General features: G+C 68.8%; 26 protein-coding genes. 8 read left to right on the forward strand and 18 right to left on the reverse strand.

Features of this window, described 5'->3' with window-relative positions; all coding sequences use genetic code 11:
* Positions 1-9: 9 nt before the first annotated feature.
* Positions 10-753: an amino acid ABC transporter ATP-binding protein gene (locus tag AC07EJ_RS19220; RefSeq protein WP_389489233.1), complete on the reverse strand. Its 744-nt coding sequence runs from the start codon at positions 751-753 to the stop codon at positions 10-12.
* 107 nt (positions 754-860) lie between these two features.
* Positions 861-1301 carry a DUF6278 family protein gene (locus AC07EJ_RS19225; protein WP_389489237.1) on the reverse strand — a complete coding sequence of 147 codons (441 nt, stop codon included), beginning with the start codon at positions 1299-1301 and terminating at the stop codon, positions 861-863.
* A 167-nt stretch (positions 1302-1468) separates the two neighbouring features.
* Between AC07EJ_RS19225 and AC07EJ_RS19230 the strand changes: the two genes are divergently transcribed.
* Positions 1469-3241, forward strand: a complete 1773-nt coding sequence (locus AC07EJ_RS19230) for an SGNH/GDSL hydrolase family protein (protein ID WP_478884582.1) — start codon at positions 1469-1471, stop codon at positions 3239-3241.
* Positions 3242-3275: 34 nt separating this feature from the next.
* Here the strand turns inward: AC07EJ_RS19230 and AC07EJ_RS19235 are convergent, their stop codons facing one another.
* Positions 3276-4055, reverse strand: coding sequence for an exodeoxyribonuclease III (locus tag AC07EJ_RS19235; RefSeq protein WP_478884583.1), 780 nt, complete (start codon positions 4053-4055; stop codon positions 3276-3278).
* A 131-nt stretch (positions 4056-4186) separates the two neighbouring features.
* Here AC07EJ_RS19235 and AC07EJ_RS19240 point away from each other — a divergent pair, with 131 nt between their 5' ends.
* Entirely contained in the window at positions 4187-4759 is a 573-nt protein-coding gene (locus AC07EJ_RS19240) for an isochorismatase family protein (protein WP_393586341.1), read from the forward strand.
* Between the two features lie 37 nt (positions 4760-4796).
* Here the strand turns inward: AC07EJ_RS19240 and AC07EJ_RS19245 are convergent, their stop codons facing one another.
* The 3 genes from AC07EJ_RS19245 to AC07EJ_RS19255 form a co-directional block, all read right to left on the reverse strand.
* The gene (locus AC07EJ_RS19245; RefSeq protein ID WP_478884584.1) at positions 4797-5432 is read right to left on the reverse strand and encodes an MBL fold metallo-hydrolase; all 636 of its coding nucleotides are present in this window, start codon (positions 5430-5432) and stop codon (positions 4797-4799) included.
* A gap of 53 nt (positions 5433-5485) precedes the next feature.
* Positions 5486-6778 carry a bifunctional 3-oxoadipate enol-lactonase/4-carboxymuconolactone decarboxylase PcaDC gene (gene pcaDC, locus AC07EJ_RS19250; protein WP_389489248.1) on the reverse strand — a complete coding sequence of 431 codons (1293 nt, stop codon included), beginning with the start codon at positions 6776-6778 and terminating at the stop codon, positions 5486-5488.
* A gap of 108 nt (positions 6779-6886) precedes the next feature.
* A complete protein-coding gene (locus AC07EJ_RS19255; protein ID WP_389489250.1) occupies positions 6887-7339 on the reverse strand; it encodes an Lrp/AsnC family transcriptional regulator in 453 nt (150 codons plus the stop codon).
* A 112-nt stretch (positions 7340-7451) separates the two neighbouring features.
* Between AC07EJ_RS19255 and AC07EJ_RS19260 the strand changes: the two genes are divergently transcribed.
* The 3 genes from AC07EJ_RS19260 (at position 7452) to AC07EJ_RS19270 (ending at position 10310) form a co-directional block, all read left to right on the forward strand.
* Positions 7452-8069: a LysE family translocator gene (locus tag AC07EJ_RS19260; protein WP_478884585.1), complete on the forward strand. Its 618-nt coding sequence runs from the start codon at positions 7452-7454 to the stop codon at positions 8067-8069.
* 47 nt (positions 8070-8116) lie between these two features.
* A complete protein-coding gene (locus AC07EJ_RS19265; protein ID WP_478884659.1) occupies positions 8117-8575 on the forward strand; it encodes a PaaI family thioesterase in 459 nt (152 codons plus the stop codon).
* A gap of 589 nt (positions 8576-9164) precedes the next feature.
* Complete coding sequence (locus AC07EJ_RS19270; RefSeq protein ID WP_478884660.1) at positions 9165-10310, forward strand: metallophosphoesterase; 1146 nt, start codon at positions 9165-9167, stop codon at positions 10308-10310.
* A 141-nt stretch (positions 10311-10451) separates the two neighbouring features.
* Here the strand turns inward: AC07EJ_RS19270 and AC07EJ_RS19275 are convergent, their stop codons facing one another.
* Genes AC07EJ_RS19275 through AC07EJ_RS19285 form a run of 3 tightly spaced genes read right to left on the reverse strand, consistent with a single transcriptional unit; the run spans position 10452 to position 13266 of the window.
* The gene (locus AC07EJ_RS19275) at positions 10452-10745 is read right to left on the reverse strand and encodes a DUF4190 domain-containing protein (protein WP_389489257.1); all 294 of its coding nucleotides are present in this window, start codon (positions 10743-10745) and stop codon (positions 10452-10454) included.
* Positions 10742-10903, reverse strand: coding sequence for a hypothetical protein (locus tag AC07EJ_RS19280; RefSeq protein ID WP_383892673.1), 162 nt, complete (start codon positions 10901-10903; stop codon positions 10742-10744). The genes AC07EJ_RS19275 and AC07EJ_RS19280 overlap by 4 nt, the downstream gene beginning before the upstream one ends.
* Positions 10904-10917: 14 nt before the next feature.
* The gene (locus AC07EJ_RS19285; RefSeq protein ID WP_478884586.1) at positions 10918-13266 is read right to left on the reverse strand and encodes an MMPL family transporter; all 2349 of its coding nucleotides are present in this window, start codon (positions 13264-13266) and stop codon (positions 10918-10920) included.
* Between the two features lie 119 nt (positions 13267-13385).
* On the opposite strand from AC07EJ_RS19285, the gene AC07EJ_RS19290 reads away from it, so the two are divergent.
* Entirely contained in the window at positions 13386-14003 is a 618-nt protein-coding gene (locus AC07EJ_RS19290; protein WP_383892678.1) for a TetR/AcrR family transcriptional regulator, read from the forward strand.
* 94 nt (positions 14004-14097) lie between these two features.
* On the opposite strand, the gene AC07EJ_RS19295 is transcribed toward AC07EJ_RS19290, so the two are convergent.
* From AC07EJ_RS19295 to AC07EJ_RS19320, 6 genes are all read right to left on the reverse strand, one after another.
* Positions 14098-14439 carry a DUF4873 domain-containing protein gene (locus AC07EJ_RS19295; RefSeq protein WP_389489262.1) on the reverse strand — a complete coding sequence of 114 codons (342 nt, stop codon included), beginning with the start codon at positions 14437-14439 and terminating at the stop codon, positions 14098-14100.
* Complete coding sequence (locus AC07EJ_RS19300; RefSeq protein ID WP_362898800.1) at positions 14436-15347, reverse strand: AurF N-oxygenase family protein; 912 nt, start codon at positions 15345-15347, stop codon at positions 14436-14438. Before AC07EJ_RS19300 ends, AC07EJ_RS19295 begins: the two co-directional genes overlap by 4 nt.
* 11 nt (positions 15348-15358) lie before the next feature.
* Positions 15359-16258, reverse strand: a complete 900-nt coding sequence (locus AC07EJ_RS19305; protein ID WP_389489264.1) for a HesA/MoeB/ThiF family protein — start codon at positions 16256-16258, stop codon at positions 15359-15361.
* Entirely contained in the window at positions 16258-17274 is a 1017-nt protein-coding gene (locus AC07EJ_RS19310; protein WP_389489266.1) for a hypothetical protein, read from the reverse strand. The genes AC07EJ_RS19305 and AC07EJ_RS19310 overlap by 1 nt, the downstream gene beginning before the upstream one ends.
* Positions 17275-17320: 46 nt before the next feature.
* Positions 17321-18529, reverse strand: a complete 1209-nt coding sequence (locus AC07EJ_RS19315; RefSeq protein ID WP_478884587.1) for an acyl-CoA dehydrogenase family protein — start codon at positions 18527-18529, stop codon at positions 17321-17323.
* 61 nt (positions 18530-18590) lie between these two features.
* Positions 18591-18980 carry a hypothetical protein gene (locus tag AC07EJ_RS19320; protein WP_389489270.1) on the reverse strand — a complete coding sequence of 130 codons (390 nt, stop codon included), beginning with the start codon at positions 18978-18980 and terminating at the stop codon, positions 18591-18593.
* A gap of 982 nt (positions 18981-19962) precedes the next feature.
* Between AC07EJ_RS19320 and AC07EJ_RS19325 the strand changes: the two genes are divergently transcribed.
* Positions 19963-20100 carry a hypothetical protein gene (locus tag AC07EJ_RS19325; RefSeq protein ID WP_478884588.1) on the forward strand — a complete coding sequence of 46 codons (138 nt, stop codon included), beginning with the start codon at positions 19963-19965 and terminating at the stop codon, positions 20098-20100.
* Between the two features lie 37 nt (positions 20101-20137).
* On the opposite strand, the gene AC07EJ_RS19330 is transcribed toward AC07EJ_RS19325, so the two are convergent.
* A complete protein-coding gene (locus AC07EJ_RS19330; protein ID WP_389489272.1) occupies positions 20138-20944 on the reverse strand; it encodes a glycosyltransferase family 2 protein in 807 nt (268 codons plus the stop codon).
* Positions 20945-21045: 101 nt separating this feature from the next.
* Between AC07EJ_RS19330 and AC07EJ_RS19335 the strand changes: the two genes are divergently transcribed.
* A complete protein-coding gene (locus tag AC07EJ_RS19335) occupies positions 21046-22251 on the forward strand; it encodes a hypothetical protein (RefSeq protein ID WP_389489274.1) in 1206 nt (401 codons plus the stop codon).
* 9 nt (positions 22252-22260) lie between these two features.
* On the opposite strand, the gene AC07EJ_RS19340 is transcribed toward AC07EJ_RS19335, so the two are convergent.
* Complete coding sequence (locus tag AC07EJ_RS19340) at positions 22261-22839, reverse strand: sugar kinase (protein ID WP_389489276.1); 579 nt, start codon at positions 22837-22839, stop codon at positions 22261-22263.
* Positions 22839-24023 (reverse strand): ROK family glucokinase, encoded by a 1185-nt coding sequence (locus tag AC07EJ_RS19345; RefSeq protein ID WP_389489279.1) that lies wholly within the window; start codon positions 24021-24023, stop codon positions 22839-22841. Before AC07EJ_RS19345 ends, AC07EJ_RS19340 begins: the two co-directional genes overlap by 1 nt.
* Positions 24024-24099 lie beyond the last annotated feature (76 nt).

The raw sequence follows: 24099 nt of genomic DNA on the forward strand, positions 1-24099 counted from the left end.
CCACCCCCGTCAGTGCTTGAGGATCTTGGAGAGGAAGTCCTTGGCCCGTTCGCTGCGAGGGTTGGTGAAGAACTCCTCGGGGGTACGGTCCTCGACGACGCGGCCGTCGGCCATGAAGACGACGCGGTTGGCGGCGGAGCGGGCGAAGCCCATCTCGTGGGTGACCACGACCATCGTCATGCCGTCGCGGGCGAGTTGCTGCATCACCTCGAGGACCTCGTTGATCATCTCCGGGTCGAGGGCCGAGGTCGGCTCGTCGAAGAGGAGGGCCTTGGGGTCCATGGCGAGGGCGCGGGCGATGGCCACGCGCTGCTGCTGCCCGCCGGAGAGCTGGGCGGGGTACTTGTCGGCCTGCGAGGCGAGCCCGACCCTGTCGAGGAGTTCACGGGAGCGCTTGTCGGCCTCGTCCCGCTTGCGGCCCCTGACCTTCATCTGGGCGAGGGAGACGTTCTGCAGGACCGTCTTGTGCGCGAAGAGGTTGAAGGACTGGAAGACCATCCCCACCTCGGCCCTCAGATGGGCGAGGGCCTTGCCCTCCTCCGGGAGGGGCTGTCCGTCGAGCTTGATGTTCCCCGACTGGATCGTCTCGAGCCTGTTGATCGTCCGGCAGAGCGTCGACTTCCCCGACCCCGAGGGGCCGATGACCACCACCACCTCCCCCTTGCCGACGGTGAGGTTGATGTCCTGGAGGACATGCAGCTCCCCGTAGTACTTGTTGACGTCACGCAGCTCGATCAACGGATCGACGGCCATGGCAAGACCTGCCCACTCTCAGCTGTGTCGGTCCGCGCAAACTATCCACGTCGATTTGGGACTTGACCGGCGACACGCACGTATGGCCATTAACCGTATTTGCGGTTCTACGTCTCCGATGCCTCGGCGTAGAACTGCGACAGCTCCGGCGCCCCGCTGGTCGCCCATTCGTGGCCCGCGGCGACCACGTCGACCTCACGGCCCGAGCGGAGCCGCACCACCGGCTGCCCGTTGGGCCAGATCACCCAGGCCGCGCCCGGCACCTGGCGGACGAGGACCGTACCCAGGTACAGGCCCGCGTCGTTGCCGAGCCACGGCAGCGCTTCCTCGTCCTCGCGCCAGCGCGGCACCAGTTGGTCGAGCGCCTCCAACGACCTGACGGAGTCGTCCAGTTCGATCCCGGCATCCTGCGCCTGCGAGCGCAGCAGCTCGCACTCGGAGAGCAGCTCGGCGACGCCCTCCGCCCCGCCGTCACCCTCGGTGAAGACGGCCACGCCGAAGGCGGAGCCGTGCTTCTTGCGCCAGTTGTCCAAGAAAGGGATGTTCATACCGATCACCCTGACATCCCCGCAGGCCGTCGCACCACAGGGCGCGCGGAGCCCTGTTACGGAGAGTTCGGGCCACGTTCGCACGCGGCTCATTGACGCGAACCTGTCTCCTCTTTAGCTTCATGGCGCACCTGTCACTTCTCACCCACAAGTGGAGGGAGTCGGTCGTGCGCCGACGCGTCTGGGGAACGGCAGCTGTACTGGCGCTCTTTACGGGCTTCGCACCGACCGCCCTCGCGCAGGCCGCCCCGCACAGACCCGAGCCGCTCCCCCTGGAGCGGCTCTTCGACAACAGGGCGGTCAGCGCCGACGACCGGGCCGAGGACGCCGATTTCGACGGCTCGGGCAGTTCCCTGTCCGCCGGTGACCTGACGGCGGCCGGCTGGACTCCCGGGCGTGCCTTGGGCGTTGAGGGTGCCCGCCTCACCTGGCCGCGCACGGCGGCGACCGGGCCCGACAACGTGCGCGCCGACGGGCAGCGCGTCCGCGTGCACGGCCGGGGCGACGCGCTCGCCTTCCTGGTGGCCGGAACGGGCGGCGACGCGGCCGGCAGCGGCACCGTGCGTTACCGGGACGGTTCGCACTCCACCTACCGCCTCGCCGCGCCCGACTGGCGCACGGGCCCGCTCGCCACCAAGTCCGTGGCGCTGCCCCACCGCAACACACCCGACGGTCAACTCGCCGAGAGGACAAGCCTGTACGTCGTCACCGTGCCCGTCACCAAGGGCCGCGAGATCGCCTCCGTGGACCTGCCCCGCGACCCCGGCGCCCCCGATCTGCATGTCTTCGCCCTGTCGGTGCGCTCGCCCGCGCCGGGGTGGACCGGCACCTGGTCGGCGTCCACCGCCGGATACGCGGCTGTCGGGCCCTGGGCGGACCGCACGGTGCGGCTCGTCGTGCACACCAGCGTGGGCGGGCCCCGCGTGCGGATCCGGCTCGACAACACGTTCGCGTCGGCGCCGGTGCGGGTCGGGAGCGCGACGGTCGCCGTGCAGGACACGGGCGCCGGCGCCAAGGGCAGGCCCGTGCGGCTGACGTTCCGGGGCGCGGCGGGCACGGAGATCCCCGCGGGAGCGCAGGCGTTCAGCGACCCGGTGGGCTTCGACGTGCCGGCCGGCGCGAACCTGCTGGTCAGCTTCCACCTCCCGGAGGCGGTCGCCGCCACGCCGGTGCACAGCCAGGCGATCCAGCGCTCGTACGTGAGCCTGCCGGGCGATCACGCGGCGGAGGCCTCACCGGCCTCGTACACCTCGACGATCACGTACTGGCCCTTGCTCACCGGTGTCGACGTGAGCGGCGGGCCCGGGTCGGTCGTCCTGCTCGGCGACTCCATCACGGACGGCGTGAAGTCGACCCCGGACGCGAACCACCGCTGGCCCGATGTGCTCGCCACGCGACTGCGCGAGCAGGACACGGTCCCGCACTACGGGGTCCTGAACCAGGGGATCTCGGCGAACCGCGTGACGGGCGACCGCTATCCGGGGGACGGCGTCTCCACGGACACGGGCGGCGTGAGCGCGCTGCACCGTCTCGACCGTGACGTGCTGTCCCAGACGTCGGCCCGCACGGTCGTCGTCTTCCAGGGCGTCAATGACGTCCGGGCCGGCTTCAGCGGGGCCCAAGTCGTCGCCGGGCTGCGGGAGATCGCCGCGCGCGCCCACGCGCGGGGGCTTCGCGTGGTCGGGGCGACGGTCACTCCGTGCGAGGGCGAGATCCTGTGCACGGCGGCGGCCGACCGGGAGCGCGAGGTGGTCAACGCGTACGTACGGGACAGCGGGGGCGACTTCGACGCGGTCGTCGACTTCGATGCCGTGGTGCGCGATCCGGCGCATCCCGCGCGGATGCGGCCCGAGTTCGACAGCGGGGATCATCTGCACCCCGGGGACGCGGGGCTCGACGCGATGGCTCGGGCGGTGGACCTGAGGGCTCTGCAGCGATAGGGCCGCCCCCGGTCGCCGGGGGCGGGACGGGCCGCTACACGTCCAGGTCCACGACCACCGGCGTGTGGTCCGAGGCGCCCTTGCCCTTGCGCTCCTCGCGGTCCACGTACGAGTCCTTCACGGCCCCCGCGAACGCCGCGTTCCCGTAGACGAGGTCGATGCGCATGCCGCGGTTCTTGGGGAACCCGAGCTGGCGGTAGTCCCAGTACGTGAAGGGGTGGTCGTACTTCAGGGGGCGCGGGACCACGTCGGACAGGCCCGTCCCGCGGAGCGCGGCGAGCGCGGCGCGCTCCGCGGGCGTGACGTGCGTGGCGCCGTCGAAGAGGGAGATGTCCCAGACGTCGTCGTCCGTCGGCGCGACGTTGTAGTCGCCCAGCACGGCGAACGGGCGGGAGCCCTCCGCGTCGCCCGCGACGGCCGCCTTGAGCGCCTCGAACCACTGGAGCTTGTACGCGTAGTGCGGGTGGTCCACCTCGCGGCCGTTCGGCACGTACACCGACCACACGCGCGCGGGGCCGCACGTGGCGGAGATCGCGCGGGGCTCGTGGACGCCTTCGTAACCGGGGTCGCCGGGCAGGCCGGTCACGACGTCCTCCAGGCCGACGCGGGAGATCAGCGCCACGCCGTTCCACCGCCCGGTCGCGTTCACCGCGGACTCGTAGCCCAGCTCGCGCAGCTCGTCGGCGGGGAACTGCTCGGCCGTGCACTTGGTCTCCTGGACGCACAGCACGTCCGTCCCGGTGTTCTCCAGCCAGGCGAGGAGCCTGGGCAGCCGGGCGGTGATCGAGTTCACATTCCAGGTAGCAATCCGCATGCCCACAACCTACCGGGCGGGTACGACAACGCCCGCCTGCCCGCGAGGTATAGGCAGGCTACCTTGCAAGTTTCCCTGTTTGAAAGTTAGCCTGTCGAAGCATCTCCCCCGGATCCGCAAGGAGCACCCCCATGCCCGCCACCACCCTCGACGAGCGCACCGCCCTCGTCCTCATCGACCTCCAGAACGGCATCCTCGGCCTGCCCACCGTCCACCCCGCCGACGCCGTCCTGAAGAACGGGGCCACCCTCGCGGACGCCTTCCGCGCCAAGGGCCTGCCCGTCGTGCGGGTCCGCGTCGCCTGGTCCCCCGACGGCGGTGACCTGCCCGTGAGCCGGTCGGCCACCCCGGGGCTCACCCAGGCGCCGCCCGCCGCGTTCTCCGAGTTCCCGGACGAGCTGGGCCCGCTCGGCGACGACATCGTGATCACCAAGCGGCACTGGGGCGCGTTCACCGGCACCGAGCTGGACCTCCAGCTGCGCCGCCGCGGAGTGACGCAGATCGTGCTCGCGGGGATCTCGTCCTCGATCGGCGTCGAGTCCACCGCCCGGTCCGCGTTCGAGCTGAGCTACCACCTGACGGTGGTCGAGGACGCGACGACCGACACGGATGCCGCGTCCCACGAGCACAGCTTCGGCAAGATCTTCCCGCGGATCGCGGAGCTCGCCACGACCGAAGAGGTCGTCGAACTCCTCGGCAAGTAAAGGGAGTTCGCAGCCGGGTTCGCAGACCCGGGGCCGCTCAGAGCGTCGCGTACTCCTCCGGCGTCAGCCGCAGGTTCTCCGTCCCGCCGAGCGCCCCGATCTGCCCGTCGTAGATGGGCCACGCCAGGTCGGTCAGCAGTGCGTCATGGATGTCGTACGCGCGCTGCGGACCGACCTCGCGGAGGTAGTCGATGACCTCGGCGATCTTGTTCCAGGGGGCCATCACCGGCACGAGCAGCGTCTCGACGGGCTGGTCGGGGACGGTGAACGCGTCGCCGGGGTGGAAGACGCGGCCGTGGTCGATCAGATAGCCGACGTTCGTGATGCGCGGGATGTCCGGGTGGATGACGGCGTGCAGTTCGCCGTGGACCTGGATGTCGAATCCGGCCGCCTCGAAGGTGTCGCCGTGCCCGACCGTGTGCACCCGGCCCGGGAACGCCGTCGAGATCTTGTCGGCCACGGATTTCAGGGTCCAGATCTCGGTGGCGGGGTCGGCGTCGAGGGCTGTCCGCAGCCGGGCCTCGTTGAAGTGGTCGGCATGCTCGTGCGTGACGAGGATCGCCTCGACGCCGACAGCCGCGTCCTCCTCACAGAAGCCGCCCGGGTCGATGACGAGCGTCCGCCCGTCCTTCTCCAGGCGGACGCAGGCATGGATCTTCTTCGTGAGCTTCATACGAACCATCCTGCGCTCCCGCCCCGCGTACGGCTCGTCCCGGCGCCCGTCGTCTACTCCTGCGGCGTGGTCTCCTCGCGGATCACGGCCTGGGCCACCTTGAACGCCGAGTTCGCCGCGGGCACACCGCAGTACACGGCGGCCTGGAGCAGCACTTCCTTGATCTCGTCGGCGGTGAGGCCGTTGCGCAGGGCGGCCCGGGTGTGGAAGGCCAGCTCGTCGAGGTGCCCGCCGGCCACGAGCGCGGTGAGCGTCACGCAGCTGCGCATGCGGCGGTCGAGGCCCGGCCGGCTCCAGATCTCGCCCCAGGCGTAGCGGGTCAGGAACTCCTGGAAGTCGCCGGAGAAGGCGTCCGCGGAGGCCAGGGCCCGGTCCACGTGCGCGTCGCCGAGCACCTCGCGGCGCACCTTGAGACCCACGTCGTGCCGGTCGGGCCGGACCTCCGCCTCGGGCTGGGCTTCGGTGGGGCCGATCTCCGCCACGGGGGCGACCGGCGGGGGCGGCGGCGCGAGGACGGGCTTGACCGGGGCGGCGGGGATCGCGTGCTGCCCGGTCTCGTACGCGGGCTGCCAGGCGGTGGAGAAGTGCCGTACGAGGAGGTCGGTGACCGCGGCCGGCTGCTCGACCGGGGCGAGGTGCGAGGCGGCGGGCACGACGGCGAGGCGGGCGTCCGGTATGCCGGCGACGAGCGTGCGTGCCTGGGCGGGGCCCGTCACCTGGTCGTCGGAGCCGACGAGGACGAGCGTGGGGGCCCCGATGGAGCCGAGCTCGGCGCGCACGTCGAAGGAGGCGAGCGCCTCGCAGGCCGCGATGTAGCAGCCGGGGTCGGTGGTGCGCACCATCTGCACGGCCCAGTCGGTGATGGCGGGCTGGGCGGCCGCGAAGCCGCTGGTGAACCAGTGCTCCGGGGAGGTGCGGGCGATGGGGTCGAGGCCGTTGCTGCGGACGATCACGCCGCGCTGACGGAACTCGTCGGCCGTGCCGAACCGGGGCGAGGCCGCGATCAGGGCGAGGGAGGCCACGCGCCGGGGGTGGCGCAGCGCCAGCTCCGCACCGATGGCGCCGCCCAGGGAACAGCCCGCGTAACCGAAGCGCTGCACGCCGAGCTCGTCGAGCGTGGCCAGCAGCCGTGTGGCGAGGTCGGCGACGGAACCGGACGGGTGGGCAGGGGCGCCGCCGTGCCCGGGCAGGTCGAAACGGAACACCCGCCACTGCCGGGCGAGCTCGGGAACCTGCCGGTCCCACATGTGCCAGGTCGTACCCAGTGAGGGACCCAAGATGAGGACAGGGGCGTCTTCCGGCCCGTCAAAGCGGTACTGCAGGGTGTTCTTCGGTGTCTCGCTCACCCGCCCGACCCTCTCATCTGTCACGACAGTCCTTATGAGCGGGGTCCTGGCTGTAACTGTTTGACCAGGTGGAAGGCCTCCCGGTCCGCGGAGCACGCGGATGGACCGCTACTCGGGCAGAGGGCGGTCGTGGACGACGTTCTTCATGACGAGGGTGGAGTTCAGGCGCTGGACCCCGGGCAGTCGTGCGAGCTGCTGGTCGTAGAGCTGCTGGAAGGCGACCAGGTCGGTGGTGGCGACACGGAGCAGGTAGTCGGGTTCTCCGAACAGGCGCTGCGCCTGGATGACGTGCGGGACAGCGCTCACGGCCTCTTCGAAGGCCGTGACGGTGTCGGGGGTCTCCCAGCGCAGGGTGGCGAAGACGAGAGCCTCGAAGTTCAGGCCGATGGCCGCCGGATCCACTACCGCCCGATAGCCGCGGATCGCGCCTTCGCGTTCGAGGTCGCGCAGGCGACGGTGACAGGGCGAGACGCTGAGCTGCACGCGCGCGGCCAGCTCAGTGATCGTCAGACGGCCATCCAGCTGCAGCTCGGTAAGAATCTTCCGGTCCAGGGCATCCATGGAGAAGATTCTCCCTCACATTGCCTGAAACTGAGGGAAAGACGCAAACACTTTCGGGCAAATCAGACCTACTCTTCCCTCCCAGAGCAACAAACGCGAGAGGGAACGACCGATGGATACGACGACGCTGGCGGCCTTCCTGGCAGTGGACCTGCTGCTGGTGTTCACCCCCGGCGCCGACTGGGCCTACGCGATCTCCGCCGGACTGCGGGAACGCTCGGTCGTCCCGGCGGTCACCGGGCTGATCGCCGGACACGCGGCCTACGCACTGGTCGCCGTCGCGGGCCTCGCGGTGATCGTGGCGAGCTCCCCCGCCGTACTCACCGCCCTGACCGTGGCGGGCGCCGGCTACCTGTTGTGGCTGGGCTGGAGCGTGCTGCGGCAGCCGGCCGTACCGGCGGCCGCCGGAGAGAGCGCGGACGCCTCCCGCCGGCAGGTCGTGCTCAAGGGGGCCGGGATCAGCGGCCTGAACCCGAAGGCCCTGCTGCTGTACTTCTCGCTGTTCCCGCAGTTCATCGACACCGCCGACGGCTGGCCGGTCGCCGCGCAGACCGGTCTGCTCAGCATGCTGCACCTGACCGCGTGCACCGTCGTCTACCTCGGCGTCGGCGTCCTCGCCCGCTCGGTCTTGAAGACCCGGCCCTCGGCCGCCCAGGTCGTCACCCGCATCAGCGGTGCCATGATGATCGCCATCGGCGCCTTCCTGCTGGTGGAACGGCTGGCCGGCTGAGGAACCAGGCCGCTCCACCCGACACGGGCCCGAAGGAGAGCATGCACGTGGAAGACCAGTCGCAGCAGGAACAGGCGAGTCTCGCGGTCCGCAAGCGCGTCCAGGACAGCTTCGACCTGCAAGGCCTCATGGCCCACCTCGGCGCGCGCCTCGCCCATGTCGGGCCCGGCCGCGTACACATCGTGCTCCCGGCGCGCCCTGAGGTGACACAGCAGCACGGCTACGTCCACGCGGGCGCCACCAGCGCCATAGCGGACAGCGCCGGCGGCTACGCGGCACTCACGCTGTTCTCCGAGGACTCAGAGGTCCTCACCGTCGAGTACAAGATCAACCTGCTCGCGCCCGCCGCCGGCGACCACCTCGAAGCGATCGGCACCGTCCTGAAACCCGGACGCACCCTGACCGTCTGCCAGTTGGAGGTGTACGGCGTCCAGCCCGACGGTGCCCGGAAGCTCGTCGCCAACGGCCAGCAGACGCTGATCCGCGTGAACAGGTCCACCGAGTGAGCCCCCAGTCCTCGACCGGCCCCGGGTACGACGGTCCGTACCCGGGCCGTAGACGTCGCGTCGTACCGGCGGCACGCCCCGGGCCGGATCATCGAGAGAACCGGGCGGTCAGCCCACCCGCCACCGCTCGACGGCCTCTTCGTCGAGCTCCACGCCCAGGCCGGGCGCGTCCGGCACCGCCACGCACCCGTCGGCGTCGACGCGCACCGGCTCGGCGAGCATGAAGTCGCGGCGCCCGGGCGTCCAGCCCGGTGGCGACGATGGTGCCGGCGGCGGCGATCCTGGTGCTCGGCGCCGTCGTCTCGCACGTGATGGCCCCGGAGACGCGGGGGAAGTCGCCGGCCGGCGCCAGCACAGCGGGCCGGTGAGCCACGGCTCCTGATCGATCGGGTCCGGGCCGGTCGCCCCGTCTCGCATGTTGCCGATGAAAGGGCATCAACGACCGGCAAGACGTCCCCTGGAACGACCGGATACAGTGCGCGCGTCGGCAGTCCGGTTACTTGAGGAGGGCAGCGTGAGCGCCACCAGCGAGGCCCGGTCCACGGACGGCGCAGCGCATGCGCCCCAGCAGAGCCCACTGCGCCGCCTGATGCGCTTCATCCCTCTGATCGCCCCCGTCCTGCTGTGGGCCGTGCCCTGCTGGGTGCTGCTGCACGCCGGCCAGCACTGGCCGCTCCCCGTGGCGCTGGGCGGCACCGCCCTGTTCGCCCTCGGTCTGATCGCCATGCCGCTCGCGATGATGCGCGGCCACGGCCGGCGGCAGCAGGACTGGGCGGCGATCATCGGGGACACCCTCCTCGGGGCCGGCTGGGTCCTGTTCACCTGGTCCGTCCTGCTCGGCGTCCTGCTGCGCCTCGCCCTGACCGTGGCCGGCGTGGGCGACGGTCAGTACCGGGCCCGGATCGTCACCTGGGCGGTCCTCGGCGTAGCCGCCGTGCTGCTCGCCTGGGGGTACGCCGAAGCCCGCCGGGTGCCACGGGTGCGCCGCCTCGACGTACAACTCCCGCGCCTGGGCGCCGGGTTGGACGGCACGCGCGTCGCCCTCATCACCGACACCCACTACGGCCCGCTCGACCGCGCCCGCTGGTCCGCGCGGGTCTGCGAGACGGTCAACACCCTTGAGGCCGACCTGGTCTGCCACACCGGCGACATCGCGGACGGCACGGCCGAACGCCGCCGCGCCCAGGCCGCTCCGCTCGGCACCGTGCAGGCCACCCGGGCCCGGGTCTACGTCACCGGGAACCACGAGTATTACAGCGAGGCCCAGGGCTGGGTCGACCTGATGGACGAGCTGGGCTGGGAGCCGCTGCGCAACCGTCATCTGCTGCTCGAACGCGGCGGCGACACCCTGGTGGTCGCCGGCGTGGATGATGTCACCGCCGAGTCCTCCGGCCTGGCCGGCCACCGCGCCCACCTGGCCGGAGCCCTGAACGGCGCCGACCCCGACCTGCCCGTCCTGCTCCTGGCCCACCAGCCGAAGTTCGTCGACCGGGCCGCAGCAGACGGCATCGACCTCCAACTCTCCGGCCACACCCACGGCGGCCAGATCTGGCCCTTCCACCACCTCGTCCGCCTCGATCAGCCCGCCCTCGCCGGCCTCAGCCGCCACGGCACCCGCACCCTCCTCTACACCAGCCGCGGCACCGGTTTCTGGGGCCCGCCGTTCCGCGTCTTCGCCCCCAGCGAGATCACCCTGCTCGTCCTCCGCTCCCCGCAGCGGCCCCCCACGCCGTAATACGGAGCGGGCCGGCAGTCCCGCACTTCGCGCCGCTGTCCCACGCGCACCGCCGTTGAAACCGCTGGTGCCGGGCGATGTACGTGTTGAGGTCGGCCCCGACGGACCGACCTCAACACCGATCGTCTCTTGCCGATGTCCTCACTGACTCCAGGAGACGGTTCCGTTGAGGGTGACCAGAGCCGCCAGGACAACCAGGTCGGCGAAACCGAGGACCATGCCGAACCACGCTCGTCCTTGTCGCGATGTTCCGCGCATCAGGGCAAGGGTGGCCAGGACGATGGCCGTGGGGCCGAGGAAGATGTTCCCGACAAGGAGCCCCGGCAGGCCGAGGACGAAGGCTGCGACGGCGAAGCTGTCGGCGTCCCGGGTGCGGTTCTTGGTGCTGGTCGTGTTGATCGATGGGCTTTTTGCGGGTGCTGTTACCTGCGTCATGCGTCTCCCTCGCAGCGTCCGGAGGTGCGCTCGCGTACCCAGAAGGTGATCAGCCAGGCGGCGATGCCGGTGCCGGCGATCGCACTGGCGGTGACGGGAATGTGTGCGACGGCTCCCACCATGATTCCTAGGAAAAGGAGCGCGAAGACGATCAGCATGTTGTCTTCTCCCTTCAACTGGTGATCGGTTCCGGTTCCTTGCTGGTGACGTCCTCGGACGTCTTCCCCGGAGCAGTGGTGCGGCTGCCGGGGAGCCACCAGTTCCAGCGGCCCATGAGGCGCATGGTCGCGGGGACGAGGAAGAGGCGGACGAGGGTGGCGTCGATGAGGATCGCAACGGCGAGTCCGAAGCCGAGCTGCTGGATGGGGACGATCCCGGTGAAGGAGAAGGCTCCGAAGACGGCGACCATCAGGATTGCGGCGCCGGAGATGAGGGGGGCGGTTCGGGTGAGGGCGCGAGCGACGGAGGCGGTGTTGTCCCCGGTCGCCTCGTACTCTTCGCGGACTCGGTCGAGGAGGAACACTTCGTAGTCGGTGCTGAGGCTGAACAGGAGCGCCAGCAGCAGGATGGGGACGAAGTTCTGGATGTCACTGGTCTGCTGGAATCCGAACAGGTCGGAGCCCAGGCCCTCCTGGAAGATGAGGGTGAGAACACCGTAGGTGGCGGCGATCGAGACCAGGTTCATGACGATGGCCTTGAGCGGCAGCAGCAGTGACCGGAAGGTCAGCAGGAGGACGAGGTAGCCGGCCGCCAGGATGATCGCGACGACGTAGGGAAGTCCGTCCTGGATGACGTCGTTGGCGGCGGTGTCCTCTGCGGTCTGCCCTCCGACCACGGGGTGCAGGGAGTCGGGGAGCTTCCTGGTCTCGTCCTGCACATCGGCGAGGAGGTCCCGGGTGGGGTCGCTGGACGAGTTCTGGGTGGGGACGACCTCGATGACAAGCTTCTGGTCGCCGGCAGCGATGTAGTGCCTGACCGTGTCCCGAGCGTCAGCCGGCATCCGGTCCATCACGGACGTGTCCAGAGCGGCGTAGGGGTCCTTGGGGGACAGCTGCTTCAGGACCGGGATGGCGGATGCGGTCTTGTCCACGTGCGACAGGGAGCCCAACCGGTTCTGAAAGTCGGTGAGTTCGTCCTTGTCGTGCTGAGGGAGCTCGTTCAGCGGCTTGTCGGTGGTGACGACGATCTGGATCGGGCTGGTGAAGCCCGTGCCGAACGCGTTCTGGACGTGGTCGTAACCGGTGCGAACGTCCGAAGTGGACGGGAGGATGCGTGCGTCCGGGGAGAAGGTGCGCATCTGCTGTGCCGGCCAGGCCGCGGCGATCAGTACGGCGGTGATCGCCGCGAGGAACAGCAGCGGGCGCTTCATCACCTTCATGGAGACCCGGTACCAGCGGCTGGATTCCTCACTCGTGCCGACGGTGCTCTTCCGCCACCTCGGGAGGCGGCCGGCGTTGATGCGGTGCCCGAGGAGGTGCAGCAGGACCGGGAGGAACAGCACGCTGGTCAGCACGGAGAACGCGACGACGAGGATGATGCCGAGCGCGAGCGAGAAGATCACGTTCAGGTCGATGGTGAACAGGGCGGACATCGCGATGACGATGGTGATGCCGGACGCGATCACCGTGTGTCCGGATGTGCGCAGGGTGGCGGCCACCGCATGGTCGACGGTCTGACCCTTGGCGAGTTGTTCCTTGAACCTGGTGATCATGAATAGGGAGTAGTCCACCCCGACACCGAGGCCGAGCATGGTGGCGGCGTTCTGCACGAAGATGGACAGCTCGTAGTTCTGTGCGACCGGGGCCAGCAGGCCGAGGGTGAACACGATCGCCGAGACGCCCACGGTGAGTGAGACCAGCACGGACACCACGCTGCGGAACAGCAGAAGCAGGATCAGGATGATCAGCGGGGCAGTGAGCATCTCTGCGCTTGCCAGGCCCTCCTGCCCGAGGACGTTGATGTCCCCCCAGAAGGATGCGGCGCTGACGAGAGAGACGTCGATGCCGTCCCTGTCGAATGTTTGGGCAAGGTCCTTCTGGATGGCGGGAAGTTCCCGGCGCGCGTCGCCGTCTTCGAGGCCGATGGCTACGGAGTTGATGACGGTTCGCCGGTCGTCGCCCGCGTAGGGGCCGCGATCGTCGGGCTGGGCGGTGGTCCAGCCGAGCATGTCCGTGACCTTCAGGTCCTTGTCGGCTTCCACCCGGGAGGCGACATCCTTGGCGCGCTGCTCGAACTTGGGGTCGCTGCTCTTGTAGCGGGCGTCATGGATGACGAGGGTGGCCGTGGTCTTCCCGCGTCCCTTGAAACCGTCTTCGAGCTTCTGCGCGGCGATGGACGAGTCGGTGCCGGGGACGTACCAGCCGCCTCCGCTGAGGTTCTTCGCGATCTGGGATGCGCCTGTCCCGGCGACGACTAACGCAGCAATCCACAGAGCGAGCAGGGGCCAGCGCAGCTTGCGGATGGTTCGGGACGCGCGCGCGGCGATGCTGCCGGGCGGTGGGTCCTCGGTGTGGGTTGACATGTGCCGCCTCCTGCGGTGGATAACCCGGTTGGAAGCCTGGATAATGACTGACACCGGGTCGTAGACCGACTTCAAGTCTGTGATTGACTGACGGTCGGTAAGTATTCTTGGGAGGGTGCATGGCAGTCAAGTCACGGCGCGAGGAGTACGCGGCCATCACACGCGCGGCTCTGCTGGACGCTGCAGCAGACCTGTTCGCGGAGAAGGGTTTTGACGTCACGTCGGTCGACGACGTCGCGAAGGCCGCGCGGGTGAGCAAGGGCGCCGTCTATCACCACTTCCCCGACAAGAGCGCCATCTTCGACGAGGTCTTCCGGATCAACCAGCAGGAAGTCGTGGCGCAGGTAGCAGCGGCGATCCCGGCCGACCTGCAGGGAGAACAGCACCTCTGGCAGGTAACCGTTGCCGCAGTGCAGGGGTTCATCGACGCGTACGTGACGGACACTCAGAAGCGGTCCCTGCTACGCCAGTCCGCCGGCGTCCTCGGCGTGCATCGTTGCCGGCAGATCGACGACGATCTCGCGCTGCCCCTCGTGGTGGGGATGCTGGACGGGCTACAAGCCGGCGGGCAACTCCGGGAGAACGTATCGATCAAGATGGCTGCCACCATCATCTTCGGGACACTGTGCGAGGCAGCGACATCGTTGGCCCTGGCCGATGACTGCGAGCAAGCCGGCCGCGAAGCATCACAGGTCGTGAGCTACATGCTCTCCGGGCTGGTCAAAGCCCCTGCCTAGCAGGAACCCGGCCGAAGAAAGCGGTCGGTCCCGTGACCTGGCGAAGGGACTCGCCTGAGGAATGAAGGTCACGGGACCGGCGCCTGAGGGAGGGTCAGACAGCGACCTCTTCGATCGTGCTGACCACGTGGAAGGGCGGTGTCCCCACCCCGCTGATGCGGTACCGGTTCCACAGGTCCGGATCCGACAGCGTGCCTTCAACCTCCGCGTGCGGTGTGGCGAAGGTGCACGGGGTCTTACCGCGACTGGCGACCGCTGCGGTCACCGGTGGGTTGTCGGCGATGCGCCCGTACCAGTGGTAGCGGCCGTCTATGGGCTGGAAGCATCCGGCGAGCTTCACCTCGACCGAGAACTCTTCGCCCTCGATGACGATCGTCGCGGGCCCTTCGTATCCGTCGTCGTCGTGTTCGTGGAACTGATCGTTCTCGTGGGTCATGCAGCGTCCTGGATGAAGCCGGCCTTGCGCCAGATCCGCTCGCTCGCCCCACCGATGATGCCGATGGACCTGTAGTAGTCGGTGATCCGCTTCGCCGCCCAGCCGAACGTTTCCCGCGAGTGCGGGTTCGCCATGGCTTCCTTACGGACGCTGTCCGGAAGGCCGGCCCGCCGGTACATGAGCGGGTTGAAGAACTCGCCGGCGAACGTCTGGATGGACAGGGCCAGCATCATCCGCAGCGAGGACAGCTGAACCTTGTTCAGCTTCGGCACGAACCGCTCCAGCTCGGTGCGGGCGAAGCTGATGTGCCGGGCCTCTTCCACCACGTGGATACGGGACATGGTGCGGACCAGCGGCTGAACAGTCTCGTCCGCGGCGACTTCTCGCTGAACCTTGTCGAAGATCTCCTCCGTCAGCAGGAGGAGCGCCCACAGGGCGGCGACGGGAGCCGCGGTCTTCAGCATCCGGCCGGACTCACGGATCTTCCACGGCGTGGGGTAGATCTCGGAACCCATGCGTTCGACGACGTTCGCGAACATGATCATGTGGCGGACTTCGTCGGCCATCTCGGTCAGAGCGAACTGGACCTGCGGGGAACCCACGGACTTGTCGTACACGTAACGCGAAACGAGCTGCAGCAGGACGTGTTCCGTCCACACGCCCAGAGCGATGGAAGAGGCCATCTCCTCACGGGTGAGGAGGAGTTTCTGCTCCTGCGTGAGGGTGTCCCACGTCTTCGTGCCGTAGAGGGTGCAGCGCTTCTCCGGCAGGAACCACTTGCCCTCTTCGAGCGGAGCATCCCAGTCGATGTCCAGGCCCGGGTCATAGGAATGCCGGCTGGACGAGACAAGAAGCTGCTGGGCCTTCTTCGTCTGCTTCGCGATCAGGTCAGCGGACTTCGTACTCAAGAGTGTGCCCCCTACTTCTTCGTGTGTGATTCGCGGTTTCGCATGATGGCCACCAGTTCTCGCAGGCCGCCTGCGAGCACGAGTGGTCGTTGCACGCCGGTGGCCCACCTGCGTGTGGTGCGGCGTGCTTCCCTGTGCGCGTCGACCACCACATGGCGACGTACGGGCTGCCCGGCAAGAATCTCGACGGTCATGCGGGTGGCGAGGGCGCCGAACAGCAGTGACGCGTACACGAGTTGGGGGACGCTGTACTCCTCTTCCCCCAGGTGCTCGCGGGCGTTGCGGATCATCTCCAGCGGCACGAACCGCAGAGGGATGGCCTTCAGCAACAGCGGCCACACCGCGGACTTCTCCACCATGCCGGCGGTGATCTTCCCGTCGAACGGACGTGAACCCGGCAGCCGGTAGTCGTAGAAGCGGACGTACTGAGTGCCGGCCATGTCGTAGCCGGAAAGCACCGGGCGCTTGGCGCGTACCGCAGCCTCGTGAAGGCTGTACTTCGCCCGCCAGCCGGCATGCTCGGTGACATCCACGCCGTCGATGACCAGCGTGCAGCTCTCCGCGAGATCCTGCGCGTTGGCGTGGGTGATCCCGCCGGTAATCACCTTGGTCCGGGCGTTGGGGTTGATCAGCATCACTCGTTCTTCGGCGACCTCGGCTTTGTGACGCCCGATGTCACCGAACGCGGCGTGCTGCCGGTTGAGGTTGTTCAGCTCGAACTCCCCCACATCCACCAGGACGAAGTCCTGTACGCCGATACGCGCGAGCGGTTCGACAGCTGCTCCTCCGGTGGACCCGCATCCGGCAATCAGCACGCGTGCGTTCCGTAGTGCCGATTGGGCCCGTTCGCCGATGAACCCGCGGTTCCGTTCGGTGAACTCCCGGTAGAAGTCGTCGAGCGTGGCTGTCATCAGGCGGCCGCCTCTTCGGGAAGCGAAAGGTGCTCCACGCTCCCGGACAGGTCTGCCATGAGACCTCGAAGAGCCCGGATCGGAGAGAGCGCGGCGGCAGCCTCTTCCAGCTGCTTCCCGACCTGTGCGACTTCCTCGACCGGCGGCATCCACGAGTAGAAGGGAAGAACCTTCTCCGCATTGAAGTACCGGGGATGCATGAGATCCTGCCGGCTGACCTTCGGTGTGGTTCCCGTCAGCAGGTACACATCGAGACCAAGGAGGACAAGGTGCTTCAGGGCAATGTGTTCTTCCACGTCGCCTATCAGCAGCCGGATGGAATCGCGCTCCGCGTAGACGGCCATGGTGATGCCGGCCAGGAGTTCCAGCGTGATCCGCAGCCGTAGATCCCGGGCGGTGACGGTGTGGTTGTGGGCGAGGCGTTTCACCTCACGGATATGGCGCGTTTCCAGGGCCTGCACATCGGGCAGCGCAGTCTGCAGGCGGATGGAGTGAACCTCTTCGCAGGGGAACAGCAGCCGCCCAGGGTCAGTCAGCGGCCTCGGTTCGGGGTCCTTGCTGTGGGCGAGTGCTACGTAGCCGAGGATTCTGCCGGATTCCTCGTCGATGGTGATGACGTGGGTGTCGTCTTGATGGAACTCGCGGATCGGCTCGCAGAACAGCGAACGGCCGAAGACGAGTTCTTCGCTGGCGAAGCCGGCCTGCAGATACTCGGCCAGACGGAATCCGGCCAGGCCGATCAGGTACCGCTCAGGGATCTGATCGGTGTGAGCCACGAGGGTTACGAGCCCTCTCCCGTGGTTGGCCTGATACAGCAGCGCATCGTTCTTCTGCAGCTGGCCTGCCATGCCGTGGAAGCTCAGCCTGCTGTGCATGCGAAGAATGTCCTGGATGTAGCGCCCCCGCGCGTCATTGACCAGCGACTCGCGAGCATCGTGCTCGTCGGGAAGCCCCGATGGGACATTCCACGGCTTGATCACCGACGTGACCCCGGATAATCCCGGCTGCTTCTCCATACCTGTTCCCCCTGTTTTGATTGGTGTACGTCCCGCCCGAGGAAGATCAGAAATCGTCTTCCTCGTAAAGTGCTTCGGTGATGGCCAGCGCGAGGACCTCGGGGGTTCCTTCGTAGATGCGGGCTCCGAAGGATTCGCGGACGTACTTCTCCATGCCGTACTCGCGCAGGTAGCCGCGGGCGCCCATCAGGGACATGGCCTCCTGGGAGACCTCGATGGAGACCTGGTCGGCGAAGAGCTTCGCGGTGGCCGGCTGCATCACAGGCGCGGGGATCGCAGTGTCCGCCGCCTGCGCGGCCTGCAGGTACATCAGCCGCGATGCTTCGATCTTCGTCTTCATCTCGGCGAGCTTCCGGGCGGTGAACTGGTGCTTGTACAGCGGCAGTCCGCCCTGGATGCGGTCGGCGCACCACTGCTTGGCGATATCGAACGCGCCTCGCGCCACGCCGGTGGACAGGGCCGCGACGGTGGCGCGGGCCATGTTCATCTGCTGAATATTGATGTGGACGCCGTTGCCCTCGCCGCCGACCATGTTCTCCGCGGGCACACGCACGTTCTCGAAGATGAGCTCGCTTCCGAGACAGGCGCGGTAGCCCATCTTGTCCGCCACCGGGCCGCGGGTCACGCCGGGCGAGTCCAGGAGGACGATGAACGCGGTCATGCCGGTGGCGCCCTCATGGCCCTCGATATTCGCGTAGATCGATCCGAACTCGGCGACCTTCGCGTTGGTGATGAACCTCTTCCGGCCGTTGAGGATGTAGCTGTCCCCATCGCGACGGGCAGTCATGACGTCCCGGGCGTGGACGGCGTTCTCGGGGATCAGCAGGTCGCAGCCGGCGTCCTCCTCCGTGATGCCGTTGCACGCGAGGACCGGATCGTCACCGGCGAACAGGGGCAGGAAACGAGACTGAAGCTGTTGGTCCGCCGACAGCAGAACGGGGGCCTGCCCCAGGAGAGTTGCGCCGAAGATCAGGGCGGTGCCGGCGCACGCGGCGGCGATCTCCTCAAGCGCGACGGCGACACCGAGGACGCCGAGACCGAGCCCCCCGTACTCCTTCGGCACGATCAGGCGCATCAGGCCGGCCTGATGGCCCTTCCGTATGAGTTCCCAGTCGAATTCGGCTGCGTCAGCACGGTCGTTCGCGGCAACCCGCGGCCGGACTTCCTTGTCGACGAAATCGCGTACCTGCTGGCGGAACTCCTGGATCTCCTCGGGCTCGGTCATGAAGTCGGCAGGCTCAATGACAGTGCTCATGGGCGTTCTCTTTCGCGTTGTAAGCGTTGTAGGCGTTGGCAGTTGGGGCCGGGCCCGCGGCTCAGGTGGGAAGCCCCTCGCTCTTGGCGATCTCCGGATAGCGGTCGAACGCCGGGCGCAGGAGGGGTACGAATTCCAGGACCTTCGCGACGTTGCCCTTGATGCGCACCTTGCCGGTGGCGATGGCGACGGGCATCAGCAGATTGCCGAGCCACAGGCTGTGAGCGCTGTCGCTGCTCATCTTGATGCGGATGGCCGCCGGCCGGGCGGGGGCACCGTTCTGAACGCCGTCCGGGGTGATGTAGAGCTCGACGTCCGGCTTCGTCTGGATCAGGTGCACGGTGATCCCGGCGTCACGCATGCGCCGAGTGAATGTTTCGTCTTCCAGGAGGATCTCGAACAGGTTCGTGAAGACCCCGTTCGCTTTCTCGGCGGACTCGAAGACAGCCATGAGCGCACTCCTTGAGAGTTGATCGTGCATCGGGCGGCGACGGCCACACGGCGATGCCGGGCGTAAATGCCTGTTGGAGAACACAGGGGCGCCTTGGAGGTGCCTCACCTGTGTACGACAATCACCCACGCAACAGAGCACCTAGTGATCTCTGCGTGCGTGACAGCAGCTTGGTGCCCATGGCCTCAAGCAGGCGCCCCCGCAAGGCGGCAAGATTCAGCGCATGCGGCTGGCGTGGTGTTCTTCATCCCCGTGCTCCCCGTTCACTTCACACCGACCGCTGGGGCTCTTTGACTATGCCCTGTCGCATACCCGAGTTTGTTCCCCGACTTCGGGTCGGTGCCATTCGATCCTGCATGTTGATCACAACCCGCGTCAAGCGACTCCGAAATCAAGCCAGTCCGTGTCGGTCCAGTCGTCTTGATACGAACGCCGGCTGCCGCCGACGGGCTTGCAGTCCTCGCCCTGCCGGGGCTTGCTCCTCGACGATGAGGGCTTCCTTGCGGGTACCGCAGCGACATCGGCCGGACCGCGCGCGCGGTGCAAAAGAGAGCTCCCTGGTCAGTAACCCGGCGTCAGGACCTTGCTCTACCCATCCCGCAGGGCACGTCAACCTCACTCAGGACAGCCGGCCACAACCAAGCGACGTACCAAGCCACGGCAGACCGACGCTCAAGGCCTTCGGTCAGGCAGGCTTGACCCACCCAAGTCCTCCGATGAATGTGGACAGACAGCTCGGTGAACGATCTGCTCGAGTGATCCTTACCTGTGGGTAGTTACTTAGGCTGTCGAGACATGAGATCCCTATCCAGATCAGCGGGCTGCTGACCGGGCGCGTGAGCGCGGCGATCCCGACGGGTGCCGCTCCGTCCTCCGCCCGCCGTGGGCGCACGCGGGCCACAACAGCGCCTCACTCGTCGACAGCGCGCGGACCAGCCTCTACCGCAACGGCGAACTGGTCTCCGGCCAGGAGAATCTGCCCATGGGCGCCGGTACCGGTGACAGCCTCAAGTCGCCGCGGGTGTACGCCTCGTACGACAGGGGTGCGGATTGGATCAGGACCGCAGTGCTCACGCACCGCGCCTGGGTGCTGAGCCCGGCGGCCGGCAAGAGCGACTAGGGCAGTTGCCTTCGTCTCCCCCACTTGCTCTACGCGTTCAGGGGGGTGGCGTGAAGGCGGTCCGCGGATCGTGCGGGTCGCGCCATGCGGGGAGGCCGGAGAGCAGGGCCACGCGCTGTCTTATCAGCGCTATCTGTGGCCCCCCCCCAGCGAATTCCGTGACTTGTGCGGAACCCTGGCCCGGGTGTTTGCGGTAGCGCAGGGTGTCGGCGTCGACGAGGACGCCGGGGGCGGCGGCGGACGCGGCCATCAACAGGCCCGTGTCCTCCATGCCGCGCAGCGCGGACCAGCCGCCGACCGCGAGGAGCAGGGAGCGGCGCCAGAGCACGCCCGCGGGGTGCACGGGGAGGCGGTAGGAGCCGGGGGCGGTCTGCCAGCGGGCGGCGAGGCTGCCGCGGGGCAGCGGTCCCGGGTCCAGCGGCAGGACGTGGTCGCGGAGTTCGCCGGAGGGCAGCAGGTCGCGGGCGCGGCCGACGGCGAATCCGACGTCGGGGTCGGCGGCGAGTACGGCGGTGAGGGCCGTGAGGGCGCCCGGTTCGAGTGCGTCGTCGGCGTCGACGTTCTGCACGAAGGGAGCGCGGGAGCGGCCGAGGGCGATGTTGCGGGTGACGGCGGGGCCTTCGGCGGTCCCGTTCACGGCGACGCGCACGCGGGGATCACCGGCGGCCCCGCACTTCTCCAGGGCGGCGGTCACCGCCGGGTGCGGACCGTCGACCTGGACGAGCCACTCCCAGTCGCCGTGGTCCTGCTCCCGCAGCGACGCCCAGGCGTCGGTGAGGAAGGGCGCGTGCGGCGCGTGCACCGCCGTCACCACACTCACACCCGCCCGCCCGTTCGCTCGCATGTCCGGATGATAGGGCCCGGTGGCGCCCATGATCGTGATAGGTACGTAGGAGGCGGCACAGCCGGGACGCCAACAGCCGTACATACGGGGGTACTTGCTTCATGGATGCCGCGTCGGTCTCCGCACTCCTCGCCGGGGCCTCCGCGGCCGACTCCCGCGCGCTCGACCGGATCTGCGAGGAGGTGGCCGAGGCCCTCGTCCAGGAGGGGGTCGTGCCGCCGTTCGACGTGACGTCGGCGGACTTCGCGGGGGACGCCCGGCTGATCTGTGCCGACCGCTACTGGCGGCTGCGGTTCCTGGAGCGGCCCGAGGTCCGTACGGCCGCCCTGTGCGCGCAGTGGATCGCCGGGCACGTGGCCCGCGACGTCCGCGGGGAAGTCGTCGAGAAGTGGGCCCTCGGCTACGCGTTCATCACCAGGGACACCGTCGAGTCGGTCGGTGAGCTCTCCGAGGCGACCGAGGAGATCGTCGGCCGCGACACCGCGTCCGGTGATCTCGCCCTCTTCGCGGTGCTCTACCACGCGGGCAAGCTCCGCTCGAACTTCTGCTTCGACGAGCTGCGCCAGTTCCTGGAGTCGTCGCTCCTCGCCCTCGCCTGCGGCGCGCACCGCGAGGAGCCGCTCCTCGTGGCGCTGCGCTCCTTCGCCGCGTTCGGCAGTCGCGAGGTCACGGCCGCGCATGCGACGGATCTGCTCGACAGCGCCTGGACGTCCCCGCGCCGCACCCGTCACGTCGTCGACATCTGCCTCAACGGGCTGCAGTTCGCCGCGCCCTTCGAAGGCCGCGGGGAGCTGCTGCGCGACCGGGCCGCCGAAGCGGTCCGCGACCATCCGCGGGACCACATGTTCCTCTACCGTCTCGCGAGCGGTCAGTACATGTGCGGGCAGTACGGCGCCGGGCTCGCCAGCGTGGACGAGGCGCTGCGCCACCTGCCCGCGACGGGCAGCCGCGGCAGCCACAAGCTGCTCCAGGAGCAGTACCTGGCGTTACGCAACGCGATCCAGGACGGCCTGCTGCGCGCGCACCGCGACGCCGATCAGCAGCAGCGCTGGGCGGACCAGGAGCTGGCGAACCGCTCCATCGAGGAGACGATGCGCTCCTCGACCGTGCGGGCGGTGGAGCTCGTCGCCGTCTTCACGGCGGCGATCGCCTTCGCGGTCGGCTCCCTCCAGGTCACCCTGACGGGGACGATGCCGCTGCGGGACCGGCTGTGGCTGGTGGCGGCGCAGGGCGCGGGGCTCGCCGTGTTCGCGCTGCTCGTGGTGGGCGGCACGTGGTGGATCACCCGGCCGCGGCGGCGCCGGTGAGCGCGGGCGCTACGGCGTCGTCGTCGACACCACGTACACGAAGGGCTTCGCAGGGTTCTCCCGGTTCACCATGATGTCCAGGGTCGGCTCGGGGTTCTTCTGCTTGTGGGTGAGGCCCAAGTACGGACCCGGGCCGTCGAAGACCCAGCCGACGACCTTCTGGTTGCGCGGGCTGATGCTGATCTCGTCCTTCGTCAGCTCGGACGAACTGGTCCCCGTGGTCTTCAGGAACTTGTCGAGGCCCGCGTCCGTGGTGCTGAAGCGGACATAGAGGCGGCTCGTCCTGAGGTTGTTCGTCTCGTAGTAGGCGACGCCCTTGGCGGAGGAGACCGGTATCGGCACCTGGTAGAGCCGGCGCTGGACCTTGGAGGGCCAGCCGATGGTGAGGCCCGTCGCGGAGTATTTGGCCTCCTTGTCCTTGCCGCTGTTACGGCTCTGGTCCGCGGAGATCACCAGATAGCCGGCGGGCACGCCGATGAGCAGCACGATCGTGAGCAGCGTCAGCGCGCGGCGGCGGATGACCCTCCGGCGGTTCTCAGGGGGGCGCTGCCCTTCGTCGGGGGACGAGGGCTGGCGTGGCACGGTCATTACTTGGGTCCCTGAGTCTCGCCGGCGGCGTTCGCCGGACTGTGCGGGTCGAGGCCGAAGCCCTTGCCCTGGGTGTAACGCTCATAGCGCTCGTAGCGTTCCACGCGACGGCGCTTGGCCCGGCGGAAGCGGCGGGCGACGAGGCGTGCGAGGTCCGCGGCGCCGACCATACCGGCCTCGGGGCCGAGCTGGGCGCGGGCGATGCGGGCCTCGGGGCGGTAGCCGCGGCCGGTGAGGTGACGCTTGAAGGCGTCGCGGGCCGGGCCGATCAGGAGGTCGTCGGCCGCGGAGACGCCACCGCCGATGACGAAGCAGGACGGGTCGAGCGCGGCAGCGAGGTTCGCGATGCCGACGCCGAGCCACTGGCCGATGTCCTGGAGCAGCTCGATGCACATGGCGTCGCCCTCGCGGGCCAGCTCGGTGATGAGCGGGCCCGTGATGTCGGGGACGTTGCCCTTGACGCGTTCGATGAGCCCGTACGCGACAGGGGAGTCCGCGGCGGCGAGCTCGCGGGCCTCGCGCACGAGGGCGTTGCCGGAGCTGTACTGCTCCCAGCAGCCGCGGTTGCCGCACGGGCAGCGGTGGCCGCCGGGGACGACCTGCATGTGGCCGAATTCACCGGCGACACCGAACTTGCCGCGCTTGACCTGGCCGTCCTCCAGGATCGCGCCGCCGATGCCGGTGCCCAGCGTGATCATGACGAGGTGGTCCTCGCCACGGCCCGCACCGAAGCGCCACTCGGCCCAGGCGGCGGCGTTGGCGTCGTTGTCGACCAGGACCGGGACGGCCAGGCGGCCGGAGATGCGGTCCCGGAGGGGCTCGTTGCGCCAGGACAGGTGCGGGGCGAACAGGACCCGGTTGCGGTCGGCGTCGACCCAGCCCGCCGCGCCGATGCCTACCGCGTGCACGTCGTGCCGGTCGGACAGGTCGAGGACCAGCTCGACGATGGTGTCCTCGACGACCTTGGGGCTCTTGGACTTGTCCGGCGTCTCGGTGCGCAGGGTCTCCAGGATGTTGCCGTCGGCGTCGACGACGCCCGCCATCACCTTCGTACCGCCGATGTCGATGCCGACGGTCGGGACGCGGGGCGCCGTCAGGTGGGAACGGCGCTCACGCGTGCCGACGGTCCGCAGGACGGTGGCTCGTGCGGAGCCGCGGTGTGCGAGGTCGCGGTAGGTGCTCATCGCGCCGATTGTGTCATTTCGCTGCCGCGGAGGCGCATCCGCGCGGTGACGGTCACCCGTGGTGGGCGTGGCGCTA

The organism is Streptomyces sp. NPDC045026 (genome assembly GCF_056432625.1).

Excerpts from the sequence above, each read along its gene's own strand:
- AC07EJ_RS19220 (WP_389489233.1), bottom strand. The coding sequence starts at position 753 with ATGGCCGTCGATCCGTTGATCGAGCTGCGTGACGTCAACAAGTACTAC.
- AC07EJ_RS19225 (WP_389489237.1), bottom strand. The coding sequence starts at position 1,301 with ATGAACATCCCTTTCTTGGACAACTGGCGCAAGAAGCACGGCTCCGCC.
- AC07EJ_RS19235 (WP_478884583.1), bottom strand. The coding sequence starts at position 4,055 with ATGCGGATTGCTACCTGGAATGTGAACTCGATCACCGCCCGGCTGCCC.
- AC07EJ_RS19240 (WP_393586341.1), top strand. The coding sequence starts at position 4,187 with ATGCCCGCCACCACCCTCGACGAGCGCACCGCCCTCGTCCTCATCGAC.
- AC07EJ_RS19245 (WP_478884584.1), bottom strand. The coding sequence starts at position 5,432 with ATGAAGCTCACGAAGAAGATCCATGCCTGCGTCCGCCTGGAGAAGGAC.
- AC07EJ_RS19255 (WP_389489250.1), bottom strand. The coding sequence starts at position 7,339 with ATGGATGCCCTGGACCGGAAGATTCTTACCGAGCTGCAGCTGGATGGC.
- AC07EJ_RS19260 (WP_478884585.1), top strand. The coding sequence starts at position 7,452 with ATGGATACGACGACGCTGGCGGCCTTCCTGGCAGTGGACCTGCTGCTG.
- AC07EJ_RS19270 (WP_478884660.1), top strand. The coding sequence starts at position 9,165 with ATGCGCTTCATCCCTCTGATCGCCCCCGTCCTGCTGTGGGCCGTGCCC.
- AC07EJ_RS19275 (WP_389489257.1), bottom strand. The coding sequence starts at position 10,745 with ATGACGCAGGTAACAGCACCCGCAAAAAGCCCATCGATCAACACGACC.
- AC07EJ_RS19280 (WP_383892673.1), bottom strand. The coding sequence starts at position 10,903 with ATGCTGATCGTCTTCGCGCTCCTTTTCCTAGGAATCATGGTGGGAGCC.
- AC07EJ_RS19285 (WP_478884586.1), bottom strand. The coding sequence starts at position 13,266 with ATGTCAACCCACACCGAGGACCCACCGCCCGGCAGCATCGCCGCGCGC.
- AC07EJ_RS19290 (WP_383892678.1), top strand. The coding sequence starts at position 13,386 with ATGGCAGTCAAGTCACGGCGCGAGGAGTACGCGGCCATCACACGCGCG.
- AC07EJ_RS19295 (WP_389489262.1), bottom strand. The coding sequence starts at position 14,439 with ATGACCCACGAGAACGATCAGTTCCACGAACACGACGACGACGGATAC.
- AC07EJ_RS19305 (WP_389489264.1), bottom strand. The coding sequence starts at position 16,258 with ATGACAGCCACGCTCGACGACTTCTACCGGGAGTTCACCGAACGGAAC.
- AC07EJ_RS19310 (WP_389489266.1), bottom strand. The coding sequence starts at position 17,274 with ATGGAGAAGCAGCCGGGATTATCCGGGGTCACGTCGGTGATCAAGCCG.
- AC07EJ_RS19315 (WP_478884587.1), bottom strand. The coding sequence starts at position 18,529 with ATGAGCACTGTCATTGAGCCTGCCGACTTCATGACCGAGCCCGAGGAG.
- AC07EJ_RS19320 (WP_389489270.1), bottom strand. The coding sequence starts at position 18,980 with ATGGCTGTCTTCGAGTCCGCCGAGAAAGCGAACGGGGTCTTCACGAAC.
- AC07EJ_RS19325 (WP_478884588.1), top strand. The coding sequence starts at position 19,963 with ATGGGCGCCGGTACCGGTGACAGCCTCAAGTCGCCGCGGGTGTACGCC.
- AC07EJ_RS19330 (WP_389489272.1), bottom strand. The coding sequence starts at position 20,944 with ATGCGAGCGAACGGGCGGGCGGGTGTGAGTGTGGTGACGGCGGTGCAC.
- AC07EJ_RS19335 (WP_389489274.1), top strand. The coding sequence starts at position 21,046 with ATGGATGCCGCGTCGGTCTCCGCACTCCTCGCCGGGGCCTCCGCGGCC.
- AC07EJ_RS19340 (WP_389489276.1), bottom strand. The coding sequence starts at position 22,839 with ATGACCGTGCCACGCCAGCCCTCGTCCCCCGACGAAGGGCAGCGCCCC.
- AC07EJ_RS19345 (WP_389489279.1), bottom strand. The coding sequence starts at position 24,023 with ATGAGCACCTACCGCGACCTCGCACACCGCGGCTCCGCACGAGCCACC.